The following is a 15,440-nucleotide window of genomic DNA, read 5'->3' as shown; positions in this document are numbered from 1 at the left end:
GACGACCCGCGCGAGCAGCCATCACCCGACCGTTTAACTCGTCGCCGCCGATACGACGCGCATGACCGACCGCCGACGCCGTGCGACCCTCGGTATCTTTCTCGCCGCCGTCGCGGCGTGGGCCGTCCCCGCATCGGGGGCCGCCGGGCCGTCGCCGTTCGAGGAGGGCGAGGACCCACGGTCCTCGAACGCCGACGACTGATCGGTGGCAGTCGCTATCGGCGTTCCCCCACCGGCCCCTCCGACCGCGGACCGTTCCTTTATCACTCGCCGTCGCCCAGTCGGTCGTATGTCCGCGAACCGCAAGGGGGATCGCCGGGAGCGCGAACTCGTCAACGAACTCGACGCCGCGGGCTTTGCGGTCATGCGTGCTCCCGCGAGCGGGAGCGCTACAGAGCGTGACCTGCCGGACGTGCTCGCCGGCGACGGCGACAAATTCTACGCCATCGAGGCGAAGTCGTCCGCCGGCGACCCCATCTATCTCTCGGGTGAGGAGGTCGAATCCCTCATCTACTTCGCCCGTAATTTCGGCGCGAAGGCACGCATCGCCATCCGCTTCGACCGCGAGGACTGGTACTTTTTCCATCCCGGCGACCTGCACGTCACCGACGGCGGGAACTACCGGGTAAAAAAGGAGACGGCGCTGGCCGATGGCGAGGATCTGGACGCACTCGTTGGCCACTCGACGCAGGCGCGTCTCGACGAGTCCTAGGCGGTCGTCGGCGATGCCGTGCCGTCCGTGGGCGAGGGGCCGGAGTCCGACTCGTTCGCGCGGTCGATCCGCCGCAGTCGCGACGCCGGGAACGCGTAGCGTTTCACGTCGCCGTCGCGTCGGAGAGCGTCGAGATAGACCGCACGAAAGACGGGTTCGTGGGGGCCGTAGGCGGCGTTTGTCGGATAGTCGGCGACGGGGCGCCCCTCCGCAGTCTCGACGCGGTCGGCGCGCTCGCCGGTCGCCGCCACGACGATCAGACGGTCGCCCGTCTCGCGGTCGCGGACGAGCGTCCCCGGCCGATGGTCGTGGCGGGGGCAGAGCGCGGGGCCCTCGAACGCCGTCGGGACGAACGTTCGACCGCCACAGACCGCACAGACGGCGGTGCGCTCGCCGGGCGGGGGAACGAGTCCTTCGGTCACTTCGAGGGCGACCCGGCGTCGATGCTTACAGCGAGCGCCCCGGAGCTGGTGGTCCGGACACGTGCACGTGCGGGCGTCGAGGTCGACGACGTACGTCCCGCCCGTCGTCTCGACGGCGTAGCGGCCGTCACGGAGCGGGCGGACCGCCATCGGTTCGACACGGGCACGCCTGGCGCGGCCCGTCGTTCCGGCGGCGGGGAACGTGGTCTTCGAGCGGGTAGCCGGCAGTGACGCGGGTGTGTATGCTGGGTGCGTCATGGTGTGGAGCGGCCGTCGCTCCGGTGTCGTTCCTTGGTGCTCGACACATCTAAACCCTCGTTTCGGGCGGCCTGGGTGGCAAAAACGGGCTCTCCGGGGGCGCCGTGTCATCGAAGCCCTTTTGAGGTGGCCGGCGGATGGCCGCATATGGAACTCGAAGAGGGGATGGTCCGGAAAATCGCCATCTCCGTCGTCGCGGTGGGGGTTTTCGTCGCCTTCGTCGTCGGCATCGGCACCACCTACAACGACGGTGGACTGGGTTCGAGCGGCGGGCTCGCGCTCGTCGGCGCTATCGTTCTGTTCATTCTCCTGATGGCCGGCGTTGGCCTCCTTCTCGACCGGTAGGTCGGCTGTACGTCGATAGAGCGCTTTGCCACCCCGGGTGGTGAACGTCTTGGGACAGTACTAGTCGGCGTCGACGTCCGCGACCGCCGCCGCGTAGTACCGCAGCGGGTGATCGATGGTCTCACAGCGCTCGTCCGGGTTCACGCAGTCGCCGAACGCCTGCATCGTCGCACACGAGGGCGCGGGGTACTGGCTCCCGTTCGCGTCCGCGAGCACCGTCGTTCGGTAGGAGAGGGAGCCGTCGTCGAGTGCGGGCCATCGCTCCGCGATGGCGTCGGCGTCGAGTCCGAGCGAGACGAGGAAGGCGGTCGCCGCGAAGGCGGCGTGTGGGGCGAGGTCCTCCTCCCTATCGAGCAACGCCCGCATACACGGCGGGAACTGCGCCGGGATCACGGCCTCGACGTCCGGCAGCCGCTCGCGCTCAGCGAGGCGGTCACGCAGGGCCGCCACGTCCTCGCTCAGGGCCTCGGCGATGGCGTCGCCGCCGGCGCTCCCCCGCACCTCGAACGGAAGGCCGTCGGCGACCCGGCGGCGGACGGCCTCCCGGAGCAGGCGGCGGAGTTCGTCGCCGGCGATCGGCACCGCGCCGTCGGCGAGGTCACGGTTGACGAGCCGCCAGCCGTCGCCCCAGTCGGGATCGGCCAGCCGGAGATACGCGGTCACGTCGATCCGGAAGCCGGCGCGGTTCGGGCCATCCTCGACCCGCCGTACCGCCCCGTCGAGGTCGAACTCGTCGAGGACGGTTTCGAGGTCGGCACGGGGCGTCGAGACGCTGCGCAGTTCCGCGTCGCCGGCGTCGAAGTCCTCGCGAAGGCGCGCGAACGCCGTCTCGGCCTCGGCCTCGGCGTACTTCTCGACCGCGGCGCGCACGTCGACCAGCGAGACGAGGATGCGCGCGATGGGATACGAGAGGAGTTCGTCGCGGTCGCTCCAGCGCCCGGGCGTCTCCGACGCCACCGTCCCGGACATGAGCGCGCGCTCGACGCGTTCGCGGGCGCGCTCGACGGCGGGGTCGCCCTCGGTGACCAGCCGGGGTGGGGAGATGTCCGCCCGCTGGACCGCCTCGCGGGCGGCGCCGAAGAACGGATACCGGGCGTAGAGCGGGTCGGGGCGCATCGACGGTCGGTTGTAGAGCGGGGTGGATAAGCGCGACGGTCACTAGTAGTGTCGTGCCATTCCGACGAGGGCTACTGCATCGTTTCTGTGGCCACCTCGAAAGCCCCCGCCATCTCGGCTCCCGGGACTCGTTGTGCTCCTCGGCCTTCGGCCTGCGGTGCTTACGTCGTCCAGGTTCGCCGAGATGCCGGCCCCTTCCAGTCCCACCTGCATGGGCTGGCCGATCAGCCACCGTTGGGTGGGACTGAAAGGGGCGAGTCGTCATCGGGAGAGCGGAGCTCTCCCGGGGGCGCAAGCACGCGAGTGGTGCGAGCGCGCGCAGCGAGCCCCCCGACCCCAGCGACTCGGGGCTTTCGAGGTGGTCCGATCCGATGCGCTATCTCCGAATCCAATCGCGACCGATACCCACGCTTTTCCCCCTCGCCCGCGTACCCCGACGTAGATGACAGAGGAGTACGGTTTACTCGACCCCGAGGAAGGCGAGGGCGAGGATTTCGGCGACGAGTGGGAGGAGATCGATGTCTCCGACACCGAGGCCGACCGCATCGCCAGGAAACGGGATCGGGAGTTCGCCGAGTTCCGCAAGCGGCTGAAAGACGCCGACCAGTTCAAAGTAGAGCAGTCGGTGTTCGACGACGCCACCTTCGCGGCCATCTACAAACTCGTCCAGGACGGGTACATCGACGCCTTCGGCGGGCCAATCTCGACGGGGAAGGAGGCGAACGTCTACGAGGCGCTCGGAGCCGACGACCGGGACGTGGCGGTCAAAATCTACCGCATCAACGCCTCGAACTTCCAGCAGATGCGGGAGTATCTGGAAGGCGATCCGCGCTTCGAGGGGATCGGCTCGGACAAGAAAAAAATCGTGCTCGCGTGGACGAAAAAGGAGTTCGCGAACCTGCGCCGTGCGCGGCAGGCGGGCGTCCGTGTGCCGGAACCTATCGCCGTCGAGCGCAACGTTCTCGTGATGGAGTTAGTGGGACTGGTCGAGGAGCGCGCCCGGCGGCTGGCCGAAGTGACAGTGGAGAACCCCGAGACGGCGTTCGAGGTGGTCCGGGAGTATATGCGCCGGCTCTACGGCGCCGGTTTGGTCCACGGCGACCTCTCGGAGTACAACCTGATCATCCACGACGGCGAGTTGGTAGTGATCGATCTGGGGCAGGCGGTGACGGTCCACCACCCGAACGCCGACGACTTTCTGGAACGGGACTGCCGGAACGTCGCCTCCTTTTTCAGCCGGCAGGGGCTCGACGTCGACTCCGGGGACCTGCGTTCGTTCGTGACGGCGGTCGACGCGGAGCCGTAGCCCCGAGCGAGAACGCTTAAACCGCTACGGCCGGTATCGGCGGGTATGCAGCACGTGAAGGTTCCGCAGGACCGTCTCGGCGTTCTCATCGGCGACGGTGGCGAGACGATGCGCGAAATCGAGCGACGTGCCGATGTCCGCCTCGACATCGACAGCGAGAGCGGGAGCGTCGCCATCGACGCCGTCGGTGACCCCGTCACCGCGCTGGTGGCGCCGGACATCGTCCGCGCCATCGGTCGTGGATTCCGTCCCGACGCGGCGCTCTCCCTGCTCGACGACGATATGCGGATGTTCGACCTCATCGACATCGACGACGCCACGCGAAACAAAAACGACCTCCAGCGACAGAAAGGCCGCCTCATCGGCGAGGACGGTCGGACCCGCGAACTGATGGAGGAGCTCACGGGCGCCGAAGTCGTGATCTACGGCACGACCCTCGGTATCATCGGCCAGCCGGAGGAGGTTCAGGCCGTTCGCCGGGCCGCCGAGATGTTGCTCGACGGGGCGCCCCACGGCGCCGTCTACGGCTTCCTCGAACGCAAGCACAACGAACTGACCCGCGGTGCGGACCTCCAGCCGTCGAACTGACGCGGCTGACGCATTTTTGACCCGCGAGCCGCCACCGCCACCGCTCGGTCCGTGGTATCGAGTAACGATATACCCCCACCCTCACGTTGCTGCCCGATTCGGCTAATCCCGTGACCGCGTGAGGGTATCCCACACAGCAAAACACAACTTTTTTATAGAATCACAATCAATCAACGACCGATTATGTCTCAGCGAATGCAGCAAGGCCAGCCGATGATCATTCTCGGCGAGGACTCCCAGCGAACGCAGGGCAAAGACGCCCAGACGATGAACATCACGGCCGGCAAGGCCGTCGCGGAGGCCGTACGGACCACACTCGGCCCGAAAGGGATGGACAAGATGCTCGTCGACTCCGGCGGGAGCGTCGTCGTCACGAACGACGGCGTCACGATCCTGAAGGAGATGGACATCGACCACCCCGCCGCGAATATGATCGTCGAGGTCTCGGAGACCCAGGAAGACGAGGTCGGCGACGGCACCACGACGGCCGTCGTCGTCGCTGGTGAACTCCTCGACGAGGCCGAAGAGCTCATCGACCAGGACATCCACCCGACGACGCTGGCCCAGGGGTACCGCCGGGCCGCGGAGAAGGCAAAGGAGATCCTCGAAGAGAACGCCATCGACGTCTCCCCGGACGACCGCGAGACGCTCGTCAAAATCGCCGCGACGGCGATGACGGGCAAGGGCGCCGAGAGCGCCAAGGACCAGCTCGCGGATCTCGTGGTCGACGCCGTCCTCGCCGTGCGCGACGACGACGGTGTCGACACCGACAACGTCTCCATCGAGAAGGTCGTCGGCGGCGCCATCGACAACTCCGAGCTCATCGAGGGCGTCATCGTCGACAAGGAACGCGTCAGCGACAGCATGCCCTACGCGGTCGAGGACGCCGATATCGCGCTGATCGACGGCGCGCTCGAAGTCAAGGAGACCGAGATCGACGCCGAGGTCAACGTCACCGACCCCGACCAGCTCCAGCAGTTCCTCGATCAGGAGGAGAAACAGCTGAAGGAGATGGTCGACCACCTCAAGGAGGTCGGCGCCGACGTCGTCTTCGTGGGTAACGGCATCGACGACATGGCCCAGCACTACCTGGCCCAGGAGGGCATCCTCGCCGTCCGCCGCGCGAAGGATTCGGACCTCTCGCGGCTCGCCCGCTCGACCGGCGGCACGGTCGTCGGGAGCGTCGACGACCTGACCGAGGACGACCTCGGCTTCGCCGGCTCCGTCGCCCAGAAGGACATCGGTGGCGACGAGCGCATCTTCGTCGAGGACGTGGCCGAGGCCAAGTCCGTGACGCTCGTCCTCCGCGGCGGCACCGAACACGTCGTCGACGAAGTCGAGCGCGCGGTCGAGGACTCGCTCGGCGTCGTCCGCACCACGCTGGAGGACGGCAAGGTCCTGCCCGGCGGCGGTGCCCCCGAGTCGGAACTCGCGCTCGGGCTGCGCGACTACGCCGACGACGTCGACGGCCGCGAGGCCCTCGCCGTCGAGGCGTTCGCCGAGGCCGTGGACATCATCCCGCGCACCCTCGCCGAGAACGCCGGTCTCGACCCCATCGACTCGCTGGTCGAACTCCGTGCCAGCCACAGTGAGGGCAACCTTTCGGCCGGCCTCGACGCCTACACCGGCGACGTGGTCGACATGGAGGAAGACGGTGTCGTAGAACCCCTCCGCGTCAAAACCCAGGCCATCGAGAGCGCCACCGAGGCAGCTGTTATGATCCTCCGCATCGACGACGTCATCGCGGCCGGCGACCTCAAGGGCGGCGGCAGCGACGACGGCGGCGACGAGGGCGGCCCCGGCGCCGGCGGCATGGGCGGCGGCATGGGCGGCGGCATGGGTGGCATGGGTGGCATGGGCGGCGCGATGTAAGTTCGGCGCGCGCCTCAGTCACTTACCCCCGACGCCTGCGAGTCGACTCGGCTTCAGACCAACTCCCACATTTTATCGATGCTACGACCCAGCCAGTCCCGACACCTGTCAGCGCGACGTATACTCCGAAATGAGCGGGGGCGTCACGTCGTCGAACGTCACCGTCCGCCCGCCGTACTCCTCGACGAACGCCCGCGCGTCCTCGGCCGCCGAAAACGGGTGTAGCTCCGGCCCCATCCCGCCGTACACCGCACTCTCCATCACGTACGTCATCGCCGTCGCGTCGCCGAACGTCTCGGCGGCGGTCGGTGCGGGCATGTACAGCCGTCCGTCCCGCTCGGTCAGTTCGTAGTCGAGCGACGAGTAGTCGGTGACGTAGATTGCCGTTGCCTCCCAGCCGCGTCGCTCGTGTCGGAAGTAGTACCGAAACAGGCCGAACGCGAGCGTGTGGAACCACGCCGGATTGTCGTGCCCGTCCGGGCTGTTGTCCGCGTAGAATATCTGCCCGTTTGGGCCGCCGTGTTTGCCGACGATCATGCCGCCCTGATCGTCCGCCTTGCCGCCCGAGAGATCGACCGGCTCCGGCCGATCCGCGCCGCCGAGACAGCCAGCTAACCCACCGGTCGGGAGCACCGATCCGAGCGCAACCAGCGCCGTCCGTCTGTCCATTGGCCACCGTTGGGTCGACGCGATTGAAAACCCATCCGGTACGTCACTCGAACGCCGGAGTCCGGCTCAGAACGGCCGGTCCGCGCCGCTTTGGGCAATCTTCCGAAGCGTCGCCTCGTCCATCCCTTCGAGCACCGCGTCGGGCATCCCGTCCGGCAACTCGTCGCGCAGGGCGGCAGGAATGCCGCCGTCGGCCCGGGGCCCCCCGTCAGTTGCCCACGCGCTCCCGCTTCGGCTGGCGTCGGTGACGGCCGTCAGGTCGACCGCCTCGGTCGAGCCGAGGTCGCCGACGGCGTCGTCGATGACCGTGATCTGCCGGGACTGCGAGCGGACGCTCTCGAGGGCCTCGGCCACTTCGTCGGTCACCTCGTCGGCGCGGGCGGCGATATCGTCGACCATGTTGGACAGTTCCGAACTCGACGCGGCCTGTTCGTCGGTGGCCGCCGCCACCTCCTCGATGCCCGTCGCCACTGACTCCACGGAGTCCACGATGCTCTCTAAGGCCGCCTGCGTCTCGTCGACGCGGGCCGCGCCGTGGTCGATGGCCTCGTCCGCCTCGTCGAGGCTGTCCGCCGTGTCGTCGATACGCTCCGTCACCTCGCCGATGATGTCCTCGACGCGACTCGCCTGCTCCTGGGTGTCCTCCGCGAGACTTTTGACCTCGTTGGCGACGACGGCGAAGCCGTCGCCGGCCTCGCCCGCCCGCGCCGCCTCGATGGAGGCGTTCAGGGCGAGGATGTTCGTCTGGTTCGCGATGTCGTTGATCACCTCGACGATGCCTTCCACCTCGTCGATGGCGTCGACCAGCGCCTCCACGTCCTCGCCGATGTCGGTCTGTTTCGCCTCGACGCGCTCCATCGCCGCCATCGCGCCGGCGGCGGCGTCGTCGCCCGTCGCGGCGGCTTCGCGGGCCTCCTCGCTCGTGTCGGCCACGTCGTCCGTCGTCGCCGCGATCTCCTCGATGGTCGCACTCAGATCCGCGATCTCGCCCGACAGGTCGGCCGTCCCCTCGGACTGCTCGTCGACGAGGTGATCGATCTGTGTCATTCGCTTGGTTGCATTCGCCGCCTCGGTCTGCACTTCGTCGATGGAGTCGGCGATCTCCTCGCGCAACTCCCGCGACGCCTCGATCTCCTCGTACAGGTCCTGAGAGTAGGAGTGCAGGTACGTGTCGTTGACCACCTGCATGTCGAGGTTCATGCCACGAACCCCCGATTTCGCCGTCTCGAACCCCTCCTCGATGGCGTCGGCCACCGCGTCGCGGTGGTCGGGAGGTAGGTCCGCCGTCGCCGACTCCACCGTGACCGTCGCCAGTTCGTCGAGGACGGTGTTGATGAGGTTGCCGAACATGCCGCCAAAATAATGCAGCGGCATGTCGAGGCGGTCGTGGAGACTGCCGATCCGGGTGCGGTGTTTGAAATACTCCCGGTCGTACTGCCCGCCGGTGAGCATCCGGAAGTAGCCCGAAACGATCCGTCTGAGGGCCGCCTCGTCCCGCGGGGACCGATCGAGGATCTCCTCGGTTCGATCGTGTTCGTGGATGGGGTCGAGGAAGGCGTCCACGAGGTCGTCCTCGCGTGCGTCGACGACTTCACGGAGCGATTCCAGTCGCTCGGCGTCCTCGTCGGTGAATCCGAGGAAGTCCTTTCGCCACGCGATTTCCTCGTCCGTCAACCCGATCTCGGTGGCGAGTTGTTCCGTGGATGTGTCTCCGATTCCGATCGACTGCCCGTCGGCGAGTGAACTCATTACCTCCCGATTCGAACGTCGGCTAATAACGGTACGCCCCGGTGTATCACCGGTGATAACTCGACGAGCTACGCGAACAGGTCGCGGGCCTCGACGAGCGCGTCGATCAACCGATCGATCTCCTCGCGCGTGTTGTAGATGTAGAAGGAGGCACGCGCGGAGGCGGCGGCGCCGAGTTTGTCGTGGAGCGGTTGCGTGCAGTGGTCGCCGGCACGGATCGCCACGCCGTACTCGTTGACGATACTGGAGAGGTCGTGGGCGTGGACGCCGTCGAGGTTGAACGCGACGAGGCCGCCGCGGTCGTCGCCCGGCGGGCCGTAAATCTCCACGCCCTCGAACTCGGTCAGGCGGTCGTAGGCGTACGCCGCCAGCAGTTCCTCGTGGGCCTGGACATTCGCCATGCCGATGTCTCCCAGATAGTCGACGGCGGCTGCGAAGGCGATTCCCTGGGCGATGGAGGGGGTGCCCGCCTCGAACTTCCAGGGGAGATCCTCCCACGTCGCGTCGTCGTAGGTGACCCGCCGAATCATGTCGCCGCCGTAGAGATACGGCTGCATCTCCTCTAAGATCGCCTCTTTGCCGTACAGCGCGCCGATCCCCGTCGGGCCACACATCTTGTGCCCGGAGAACGCGAAGAAGTCGGCGTCCATCGCCTTCACGTCGACCGGCCGCGTCGGCGCCGACTGCGCCCCGTCGACGAAGACGAGGGCGTCGTGGTCGTGGGCCATATCGGCGAGTTCCGCCACCGGGTTCACCGTCCCCAGCGTGTTCGAGACGTGGACGACCGACACCATCGCCGTCGAGTCGTCGATCAACTCGGCGGCGTGGTCCATGTCGAGGTAGCCCTGCTCGTCGACCCGGATGTAGCGCACGTCGGCGCCGGTCTTTTTCGCAATCTGCTGCCACGTCACCAGCGACGCGTGGTGTTCCATCTCGGTCATCACGACCGAATCCTCGGGGCCGAGTTCGTTCAGCCCCCACGCGTAGGCGACGAGGTTCTCACTCTCGGTGGTGTTTTTGGTGAAGACGACCTCCTCGCGCCCGTTCGCACCGATGAACCCGGCGACGGTGTCGTGTGCCTCCTCGTAGGCGACGGAGGCTTCCTGGCTCAACTGGTGGATGCCTCGGTGGACGTTCGCGTTGTACCCCCGGTAGTAGTCGCTGATTGCGTCGACCACCTGGTCCGGCGTGTGGCTCGTCGCGGCGTTGTCCAGATAACACAGCGGCGTGTCGTCGTCCGGCCCCTGACCGGGCGTCTCCACGTCCCCCCCGACCAGTCGCTCCAGGACGGGGAAATCGGCCCGGATGGCCTCCACGTCGATCGGATACGATTCCTGCACTCCCATTGGAACCGGCTAGGGTCCGGAGGGATAACACCCCTTCGGTGTCTCGACCGGCCGTGAACCGATTCCGGTTGCACGGCCGTCCGATCCGAACGGTCGACAGCTTCTTTACCGTTACTCACACGTAACCTCTCTATGGAACGTCGACATGTGCTGACAGCGTGTGGAACGGTTCTCACGGGGATGCTCGCCGGCTGTGGCGGCGGTGGCGGCGATGCGACGGCGACGGAGACGGCCGAGCCGACGGCGACGGAGACGGCCGAGCCGACGGCGACGGAGACGGCCGAGCCGACGGCGACGGAGACGGCCGAGCCGACGGCGACGGAGACGGCCGAGCCGACGACCACCGCGGCGGCCGGGCCGGACGGCCCGACCCACGATATCGGGGAGTCGTTCACCGTCGGCAGCGGCGACGAGGCCATCGGTTACCGGATCGCCGAACTCTTTCGGGCCGATCGGATCGGCAGCAGCGCCAACAACTCGACCGCCGACGGGACGTATCTGATCGTCATCCTCGAACTCTCGAACCCCCGGGACGAGCCCATCTCGTTCCCCAACAACAGCTTCCTCGTCTGGAACGAGGAGCAGATCCTCTATTTCGACGACGAAGCGACCCCGAAGATCGGCGACGACGACCGGCTCGACGTCACGCCCATCGGGACCGCAACGGTCCTCGCCGGGAGCTCCAAGACCGGCGCCGTCGTCTTCGACGTCGATCCCGACCGGTCGTACTGGATTCGCGTCAACCCGACCGGCGACTCCGGCGAGACACATTACGTGCCCGTCGGCTCCGTCTCCGGTGTCGAGGAACTGCGGAGTTCGTTCACCTAGAGCCAGAGCAGTTGGGCGTGGAGCGCCCCGTCGAGGTCGAGGACGCGTTCCTCGTCGACCAGGCCGGCTTCGATGGCGACCGTGACACACCGTTCACCGACGAGGTTGGCGACCGACGCTCGCGTCAGCGAATCGACCACCTCGTCTCGGTCGGCTTCCCTGCCGCCGTAAAAATCCTCGGTCACCGTCAGCGACACCTCGCCGTCGCCGTAGGTTTCGCCGAGACACTCCTCGTCGCAGACGGCGACCAGCAGCCCCTCGGGCGTGTCGCGCTCGCGAACGAGCATCTATCGATCCTCGACCAGTTCGCGCTCCGCCTCCTCGCGCAGTTCCTCGGCCTGTTGCTGGACGCGCTCGGCCTCCTCCGTCTGCCCGGCCTCCTCCAGCGCGATGGCCTTCTCCTCCAGTACGCCCGCGGTGCGCATCCCGAGACGGATGGCGTTGTCGAAGCAGTCGACCGCCTCCTCGTGTAGGCCGCGCTCCGAGAGGAAGAAGCCACGGTTGTACCACGCCTGGCCGAAGCGGGGGTCGACCTCGACCGCCCGTTCCGCGTGTTCGAGTGCCTGCTCCGTCCGGCCCCACTCCCAGAGCGCGTACGCGAGGTTCGTGTGCGCCTCGGCGGCGTGTTCGGAGTCCCCGTCGATGGACAGCGCTTCCTCGTAGGCGCCGACTGCCGCGTCGAACTCCTCCAGTTGGGCGTGGGCCGCGCCCTTGTTCACCCACGCCTCCTGCTCGATTAGGTCGTCGTCGGCGAAACTCGCTGCCCGCTCGAACGTCTCCGTCGCCTCCTCGAAGCGGTTGATCCCCATGTAGGAGAGTCCAACGTCGACGAGGCGTTCGGCGTCGACTTGGTCGCTGGCGACGTTGCGCTCGTCGAGCATGTCGGTCAACACCCGCGAGTCGACCGGGTCGACCTGTGACGGGTCGACGGAGAGTTCGGGCGGGTCGAGCGAGAACTCCTCGTACTCCTCGTCGAAGCCCTGCCCTTCCGAGAATCGGTGGGGGCGGTCGTCGTCCATGCGCCGAGATTGGGTGTCAGGTGGGTTAAGACCTGCGTCACCGACTCGACTCCCCGTGGCACTTACGACCGCTCACCGTCCAACTCCTCCCATGCGACTGTTCGTCAGCGTCGACCTCGACGGACTGGCCGAGGGGGTCGCCGACGCACAGGCTCGCCTGCCCGAGACGGGGAGCCTCCGCCCCGTCGACCCTGCGGGCGCCCACGTCACGCTCGAGTTCCTGGGCGAGGTCGCTCCCGACCGCCTCGACGACCTGGAGGCCGCCCTCACCACGGCCGTCGACGACGCCGGCGTCGGTCGCTTCACGATGGTGGTTGGCGGACTCGGCGTCTTTCCCTCGCTCGACTACATCAGCGTCGTCTGGGCCGGCGTCCGTGAGGGCGGCCCCGAACTCACCCGCCTCCACGACGCGGTCGAACGCGAGACGACGGCCCTCGGCTTCGACCCAGCCGACCACGACTTTACGCCCCACGTCACGCTCGCTCGGATGAACGACGCCCGGGGCAAAGAGGCGGTACAGCGAGTCGTCCAGGAAGCCGATCCGACCGTCGGGCGTCTCGACGTGACCGAGATCCGTCTCACCGAGAGCCGACTGACCGACGACGGCCCCGTGTACGAGACGGTGGCACGGGTCCCGTTCGCGTGAGCTCCGGGCGTTTCGTATCGCGAAGTGTAGTTTATCGAGTCGAGGCCGTACCGGAGAGCGGCGACGGCGGCCCTCGAGGGAGACGTACGCCGGTCGACCCGGCAACCAGTGAACGGATGCCTCCGACGCCAGGATGGGCTTCCGAGCGGGTTGCGATTTCTCCGGTCGAGCGCCGTTCAGCAACTCTCACGCTTTCGTCGCCGCCGATTCTTCCGATTCGCGGCCACGATATATTTCAGTCCGCTATATCGAAATCGTGGGTGGCTGGCTCGCCCTGCGATGTGTCACCGTCAGCGTGCTCTCGCGATCCAGTTCGTGAAACAACGTCTGTTCGGCCGTACACACCGCCTCGTCCGTCGCCTCCCACGGACGCGTCGTCCCCGGATGCGGGTCGAATCGCGGCGCGTCGCTGCTCGCCACCTCCAGCCGGAGGCAATCGCCCGCGGGCACGCGGTGGTGTACGTCCCACATGTCGACGGCAACGCGCATCGGCCCGTCCGGAACCGGCGTCTCGCGGTCCCGACCCCGCCGGTAGCGCACCCGCCGTACCCCGCTCGTGAGGGTGTACGCCGCATCGTCGGTCCGGTGGACGAGGTCCGCCGGCACCACGCCGGACGGGGGCGCCACGTCCGCGAAGACGGACGCAGGAAGTTCGATCAGCGGCCGCGTCGTTGCCGTCTCCAGCAGGTCGTCGGTCGCCGACTCGATGGCGTCGTGGGCCGCCGCGGCTGTTCCGTCGTCGAGCCGTCCCGCGCTGTGGAGCCGGTCGACGGTATCGGCGGCGACGGCGTAGCCGGCGTCGAGGGCGGAAACGGCCACGCCGAGGCCGTCGGGCGTCTCGGGACCCATACGGCGCCCGCTGGAGCAGGGTCGGGAACGGTAGGTTCGCCTCGGCCGGCCGGAAGATCCGAATCGCGAGGTCGGTACTGTCCGGCGCTTCGTGGGTGTAGTCGTCGGTCCGATACGCGGCCGGTTCGTCCGGTGGCATCTGTGGTGGACTCCATTTCGTATCGCGATATGTGATTTATGAGCGACGGTCGTCCCCGGCGACGACCGGATGTAGCGGCGGCTAATCAACGGTAGGGAGTCCGAGCGATTCGTGGGGGACCTCTCGAACGTCTTCGGTGTCGGCGGTACGTCGAACACGCGCTCACGGGTCTCCCGTGCCGAGGCGGGATGCCTCCCGCCGCGTGGGCCGTTGCCGGCTGACACGGACGCGAAAACCGTCCCCTCGACCCGGACGGTCACGAACCGCTGTTGTGAGCCACCCCGGGGCCGGAGCGCTCGGGGTCTGAACCTCTCGACACACCGCGGATCAGGAGAACTGCTCGCCAAGAGGTCGGTCGAGACGGATCGAGTCGCAGACCTGTCTTGCGGCGAGACGCTTGGGGTGTGGACTCTATTCCCGATTCCGGCGTCGAAGCGCCCTCCCGCTTCGGAGACGGTGGTCCCGCCGATTCGGCGGTGTGCGGTGGATAAATCGTATGTTGCGATAGCGAACAGCCTGCGGTTGTGTTCGCCCCGAGTCCAGCCGCTGGGAAGTCAAGAGGGCGCCGCCCACCGATCCACGTATGTCTCGAACACGACGACGCCCCCGATTTCACGCTCGACAGCACCGCCGGCGAACCGGTCACGCTCTCGGAGACACTCGACGACGGACCGACGGTAGTCCTGATCAACCGCGGACACTGGTGCAGTTTCTGTGCCGAACAGCTCCAGACGTTCAGCGAGGTGTCCTACCACCTCTGGTTCCACGACAGCGTGGGCGTTCTCCCGGTCGTGACCGACTCGCTCGGAACGGTTACCGAGATGCGGGACCGCTACGACCCCGACGTGCAGTTGCTCGCCGACCCCGCCGGTGAGGTGGCCGGGCAGTACAGCGGGACCGAGGAGACGAGCCACGGGCTGACCGGCATCGCGGCGACGTACGTGATCGACACCGACGGTATCGTCCGCTACGAACAGGTCGCGGACCACCCTGGCGACCGAACCTACGGGAACTTCGTCCGCTACTACGCCCGGAACGGCTTCTCGGACCCGTTCGACGGCGCCTGACGGGGGTCTGCGTCGCGTCCCGCGGCGACGGCCGAACGAACAAGATTTTATGCAGCCACCGGGTAGTGGTGCCCACTATGGGCAAGAAATCGAAGGCGAAAAAGAAGCGCCTCGCGAAACTGGAGAACCAGAACAGCCGCGTGCCCGCCTGGGTCATGCTCAAGACGGACCGACAGGTAACGCGCAACCCCAAGCGGCGCAACTGGCGCCGGAACGACACGGACGAATAGATGAGCGCGAACGACTTCGAGGAGCGCGTCGTCACCGTTCCGCTTCGCGATGCGAAGGCCGCGCCGTCGAACAAGCGCGCCGACCGCGCGATGAAACTCGTTCGCGAGCATCTCGCGAAACACTTCAAGGTCGACGAGAGCGAGGTCCGACTCGACCCCGGCATCAACGAGGCGATGTGGGCGCAGGGCCGCAACAACCCGCCAAGCAAGCTTCGCGTTCGCGCTGCCCGCTTCGTCGAGGACGGGGAACCGACCGTCGAAGCCGAGATCGCCGACTAA

19 protein-coding genes are annotated in these 15,440 nt (G+C 67.4%); 11 read left to right on the top strand and 8 right to left on the bottom strand.

Going from position 1 to position 15,440, the window contains the following annotated elements:
- Positions 1-61: 61 nt before the first annotated feature.
- Positions 62-202 (top strand): hypothetical protein, encoded by a 141-nt coding sequence (locus tag HALNA_RS20315; protein WP_157573605.1) that lies wholly within the window; start codon positions 62-64, stop codon positions 200-202.
- Positions 203-289: 87 nt separating this feature from the next.
- Positions 290-712 (top strand): Holliday junction resolvase Hjc, encoded by a 423-nt coding sequence (gene hjc / locus HALNA_RS17040; RefSeq protein ID WP_049937538.1) that lies wholly within the window; start codon positions 290-292, stop codon positions 710-712.
- On the opposite strand, the gene HALNA_RS17035 is transcribed toward hjc, so the two are convergent.
- A complete protein-coding gene (locus HALNA_RS17035; protein WP_049937537.1) occupies positions 709-1,392 on the bottom strand; it encodes an SWIM zinc finger family protein in 684 nt (227 codons plus the stop codon). The two genes, hjc and HALNA_RS17035, sit on opposite strands and share 4 nt — an antisense overlap.
- Before the next feature lie 147 nt (positions 1,393-1,539).
- Between HALNA_RS17035 and HALNA_RS17030 the strand changes: the two genes are divergently transcribed.
- Positions 1,540-1,737 (top strand): DUF7472 family protein, encoded by a 198-nt coding sequence (locus tag HALNA_RS17030; protein ID WP_049937536.1) that lies wholly within the window; start codon positions 1,540-1,542, stop codon positions 1,735-1,737.
- Between the two features lie 60 nt (positions 1,738-1,797).
- On the opposite strand, the gene HALNA_RS17025 is transcribed toward HALNA_RS17030, so the two are convergent.
- Positions 1,798-2,853, bottom strand: a complete 1,056-nt coding sequence (locus tag HALNA_RS17025) for a DNA primase (protein ID WP_049937535.1) — start codon at positions 2,851-2,853, stop codon at positions 1,798-1,800.
- Between the two features lie 442 nt (positions 2,854-3,295).
- Between HALNA_RS17025 and rio1 the strand changes: the two genes are divergently transcribed.
- The 3 genes from rio1 to thsA all read left to right on the top strand — a co-directional run bounded on the left by rio1 (position 3,296) and on the right by thsA (position 6,619).
- Complete coding sequence (gene rio1, locus HALNA_RS17020) at positions 3,296-4,159, top strand: serine/threonine-protein kinase Rio1 (RefSeq protein WP_049937533.1); 864 nt, start codon at positions 3,296-3,298, stop codon at positions 4,157-4,159.
- A gap of 45 nt (positions 4,160-4,204) precedes the next feature.
- Complete coding sequence (locus HALNA_RS17015) at positions 4,205-4,747, top strand: KH domain-containing protein (protein ID WP_049937532.1); 543 nt, start codon at positions 4,205-4,207, stop codon at positions 4,745-4,747.
- Positions 4,748-4,960: 213 nt separating this feature from the next.
- The gene (gene thsA / locus HALNA_RS17010; protein WP_049937531.1) at positions 4,961-6,619 is read left to right on the top strand and encodes a thermosome subunit alpha; all 1,659 of its coding nucleotides are present in this window, start codon (positions 4,961-4,963) and stop codon (positions 6,617-6,619) included.
- Positions 6,620-6,727: 108 nt separating this feature from the next.
- Here thsA and HALNA_RS17005 read toward each other — a convergent pair whose 3' ends face one another.
- From HALNA_RS17005 to sufS, 3 genes are all read right to left on the bottom strand, one after another.
- On the bottom strand, positions 6,728-7,288 hold the full coding sequence (locus HALNA_RS17005) for a nitrous oxide reductase accessory protein NosL (protein WP_049937530.1): 561 nt from the start codon (positions 7,286-7,288) through the stop codon (positions 6,728-6,730).
- Positions 7,289-7,354: 66 nt separating this feature from the next.
- Positions 7,355-9,037: a globin-coupled sensor protein gene (locus tag HALNA_RS17000; protein WP_084510097.1), complete on the bottom strand. Its 1,683-nt coding sequence runs from the start codon at positions 9,035-9,037 to the stop codon at positions 7,355-7,357.
- 68 nt (positions 9,038-9,105) lie between these two features.
- Complete coding sequence (gene sufS / locus HALNA_RS16995) at positions 9,106-10,377, bottom strand: bifunctional cysteine desulfurase/selenocysteine lyase SufS (protein ID WP_245576065.1); 1,272 nt, start codon at positions 10,375-10,377, stop codon at positions 9,106-9,108.
- Positions 10,378-10,515: 138 nt separating this feature from the next.
- Here sufS and HALNA_RS20940 point away from each other — a divergent pair, with 138 nt between their 5' ends.
- Positions 10,516-11,211, top strand: a complete 696-nt coding sequence (locus HALNA_RS20940; RefSeq protein ID WP_049937528.1) for a DUF4352 domain-containing protein — start codon at positions 10,516-10,518, stop codon at positions 11,209-11,211.
- On the opposite strand, the gene HALNA_RS16985 is transcribed toward HALNA_RS20940, so the two are convergent.
- Positions 11,208-11,498 carry a DUF424 domain-containing protein gene (locus tag HALNA_RS16985; RefSeq protein ID WP_049937527.1) on the bottom strand — a complete coding sequence of 97 codons (291 nt, stop codon included), beginning with the start codon at positions 11,496-11,498 and terminating at the stop codon, positions 11,208-11,210. The genes HALNA_RS20940 and HALNA_RS16985 overlap by 4 nt on opposite strands.
- Positions 11,499-12,230 (bottom strand): tetratricopeptide repeat protein, encoded by a 732-nt coding sequence (locus tag HALNA_RS16980; RefSeq protein WP_049937525.1) that lies wholly within the window; start codon positions 12,228-12,230, stop codon positions 11,499-11,501. It abuts the gene before it with no gap.
- A 91-nt stretch (positions 12,231-12,321) separates the two neighbouring features.
- On the opposite strand from HALNA_RS16980, the gene thpR reads away from it, so the two are divergent.
- Entirely contained in the window at positions 12,322-12,876 is a 555-nt protein-coding gene (thpR, locus tag HALNA_RS16975) for an RNA 2',3'-cyclic phosphodiesterase (protein ID WP_049937524.1), read from the top strand.
- A 243-nt stretch (positions 12,877-13,119) separates the two neighbouring features.
- Here the strand turns inward: thpR and HALNA_RS16970 are convergent, their stop codons facing one another.
- Complete coding sequence (locus HALNA_RS16970) at positions 13,120-13,725, bottom strand: CocE/NonD family hydrolase C-terminal non-catalytic domain-containing protein (protein ID WP_049937523.1); 606 nt, start codon at positions 13,723-13,725, stop codon at positions 13,120-13,122.
- A gap of 714 nt (positions 13,726-14,439) precedes the next feature.
- On the opposite strand from HALNA_RS16970, the gene HALNA_RS16965 reads away from it, so the two are divergent.
- The 3 genes from HALNA_RS16965 to HALNA_RS16955 all read left to right on the top strand — a co-directional run bounded on the left by HALNA_RS16965 (position 14,440) and on the right by HALNA_RS16955 (position 15,440).
- Complete coding sequence (locus tag HALNA_RS16965; RefSeq protein ID WP_049938108.1) at positions 14,440-14,931, top strand: peroxiredoxin family protein; 492 nt, start codon at positions 14,440-14,442, stop codon at positions 14,929-14,931.
- A 77-nt stretch (positions 14,932-15,008) separates the two neighbouring features.
- Positions 15,009-15,161: a 50S ribosomal protein L39e gene (locus HALNA_RS16960; RefSeq protein ID WP_049937522.1), complete on the top strand. Its 153-nt coding sequence runs from the start codon at positions 15,009-15,011 to the stop codon at positions 15,159-15,161.
- Positions 15,162-15,440 (top strand): 50S ribosomal protein L31e, encoded by a 279-nt coding sequence (locus tag HALNA_RS16955; protein WP_049937521.1) that lies wholly within the window; start codon positions 15,162-15,164, stop codon positions 15,438-15,440.

This window comes from Haloplanus natans DSM 17983 (genome assembly GCF_000427685.1).
Lineage (GTDB): Archaea > Halobacteriota > Halobacteria > Halobacteriales > Haloferacaceae > Haloplanus > Haloplanus natans.
The sequence above is the reverse complement of the archived record's forward strand: the minus strand, read 5'-3'. Positions and strand labels throughout refer to the sequence as shown.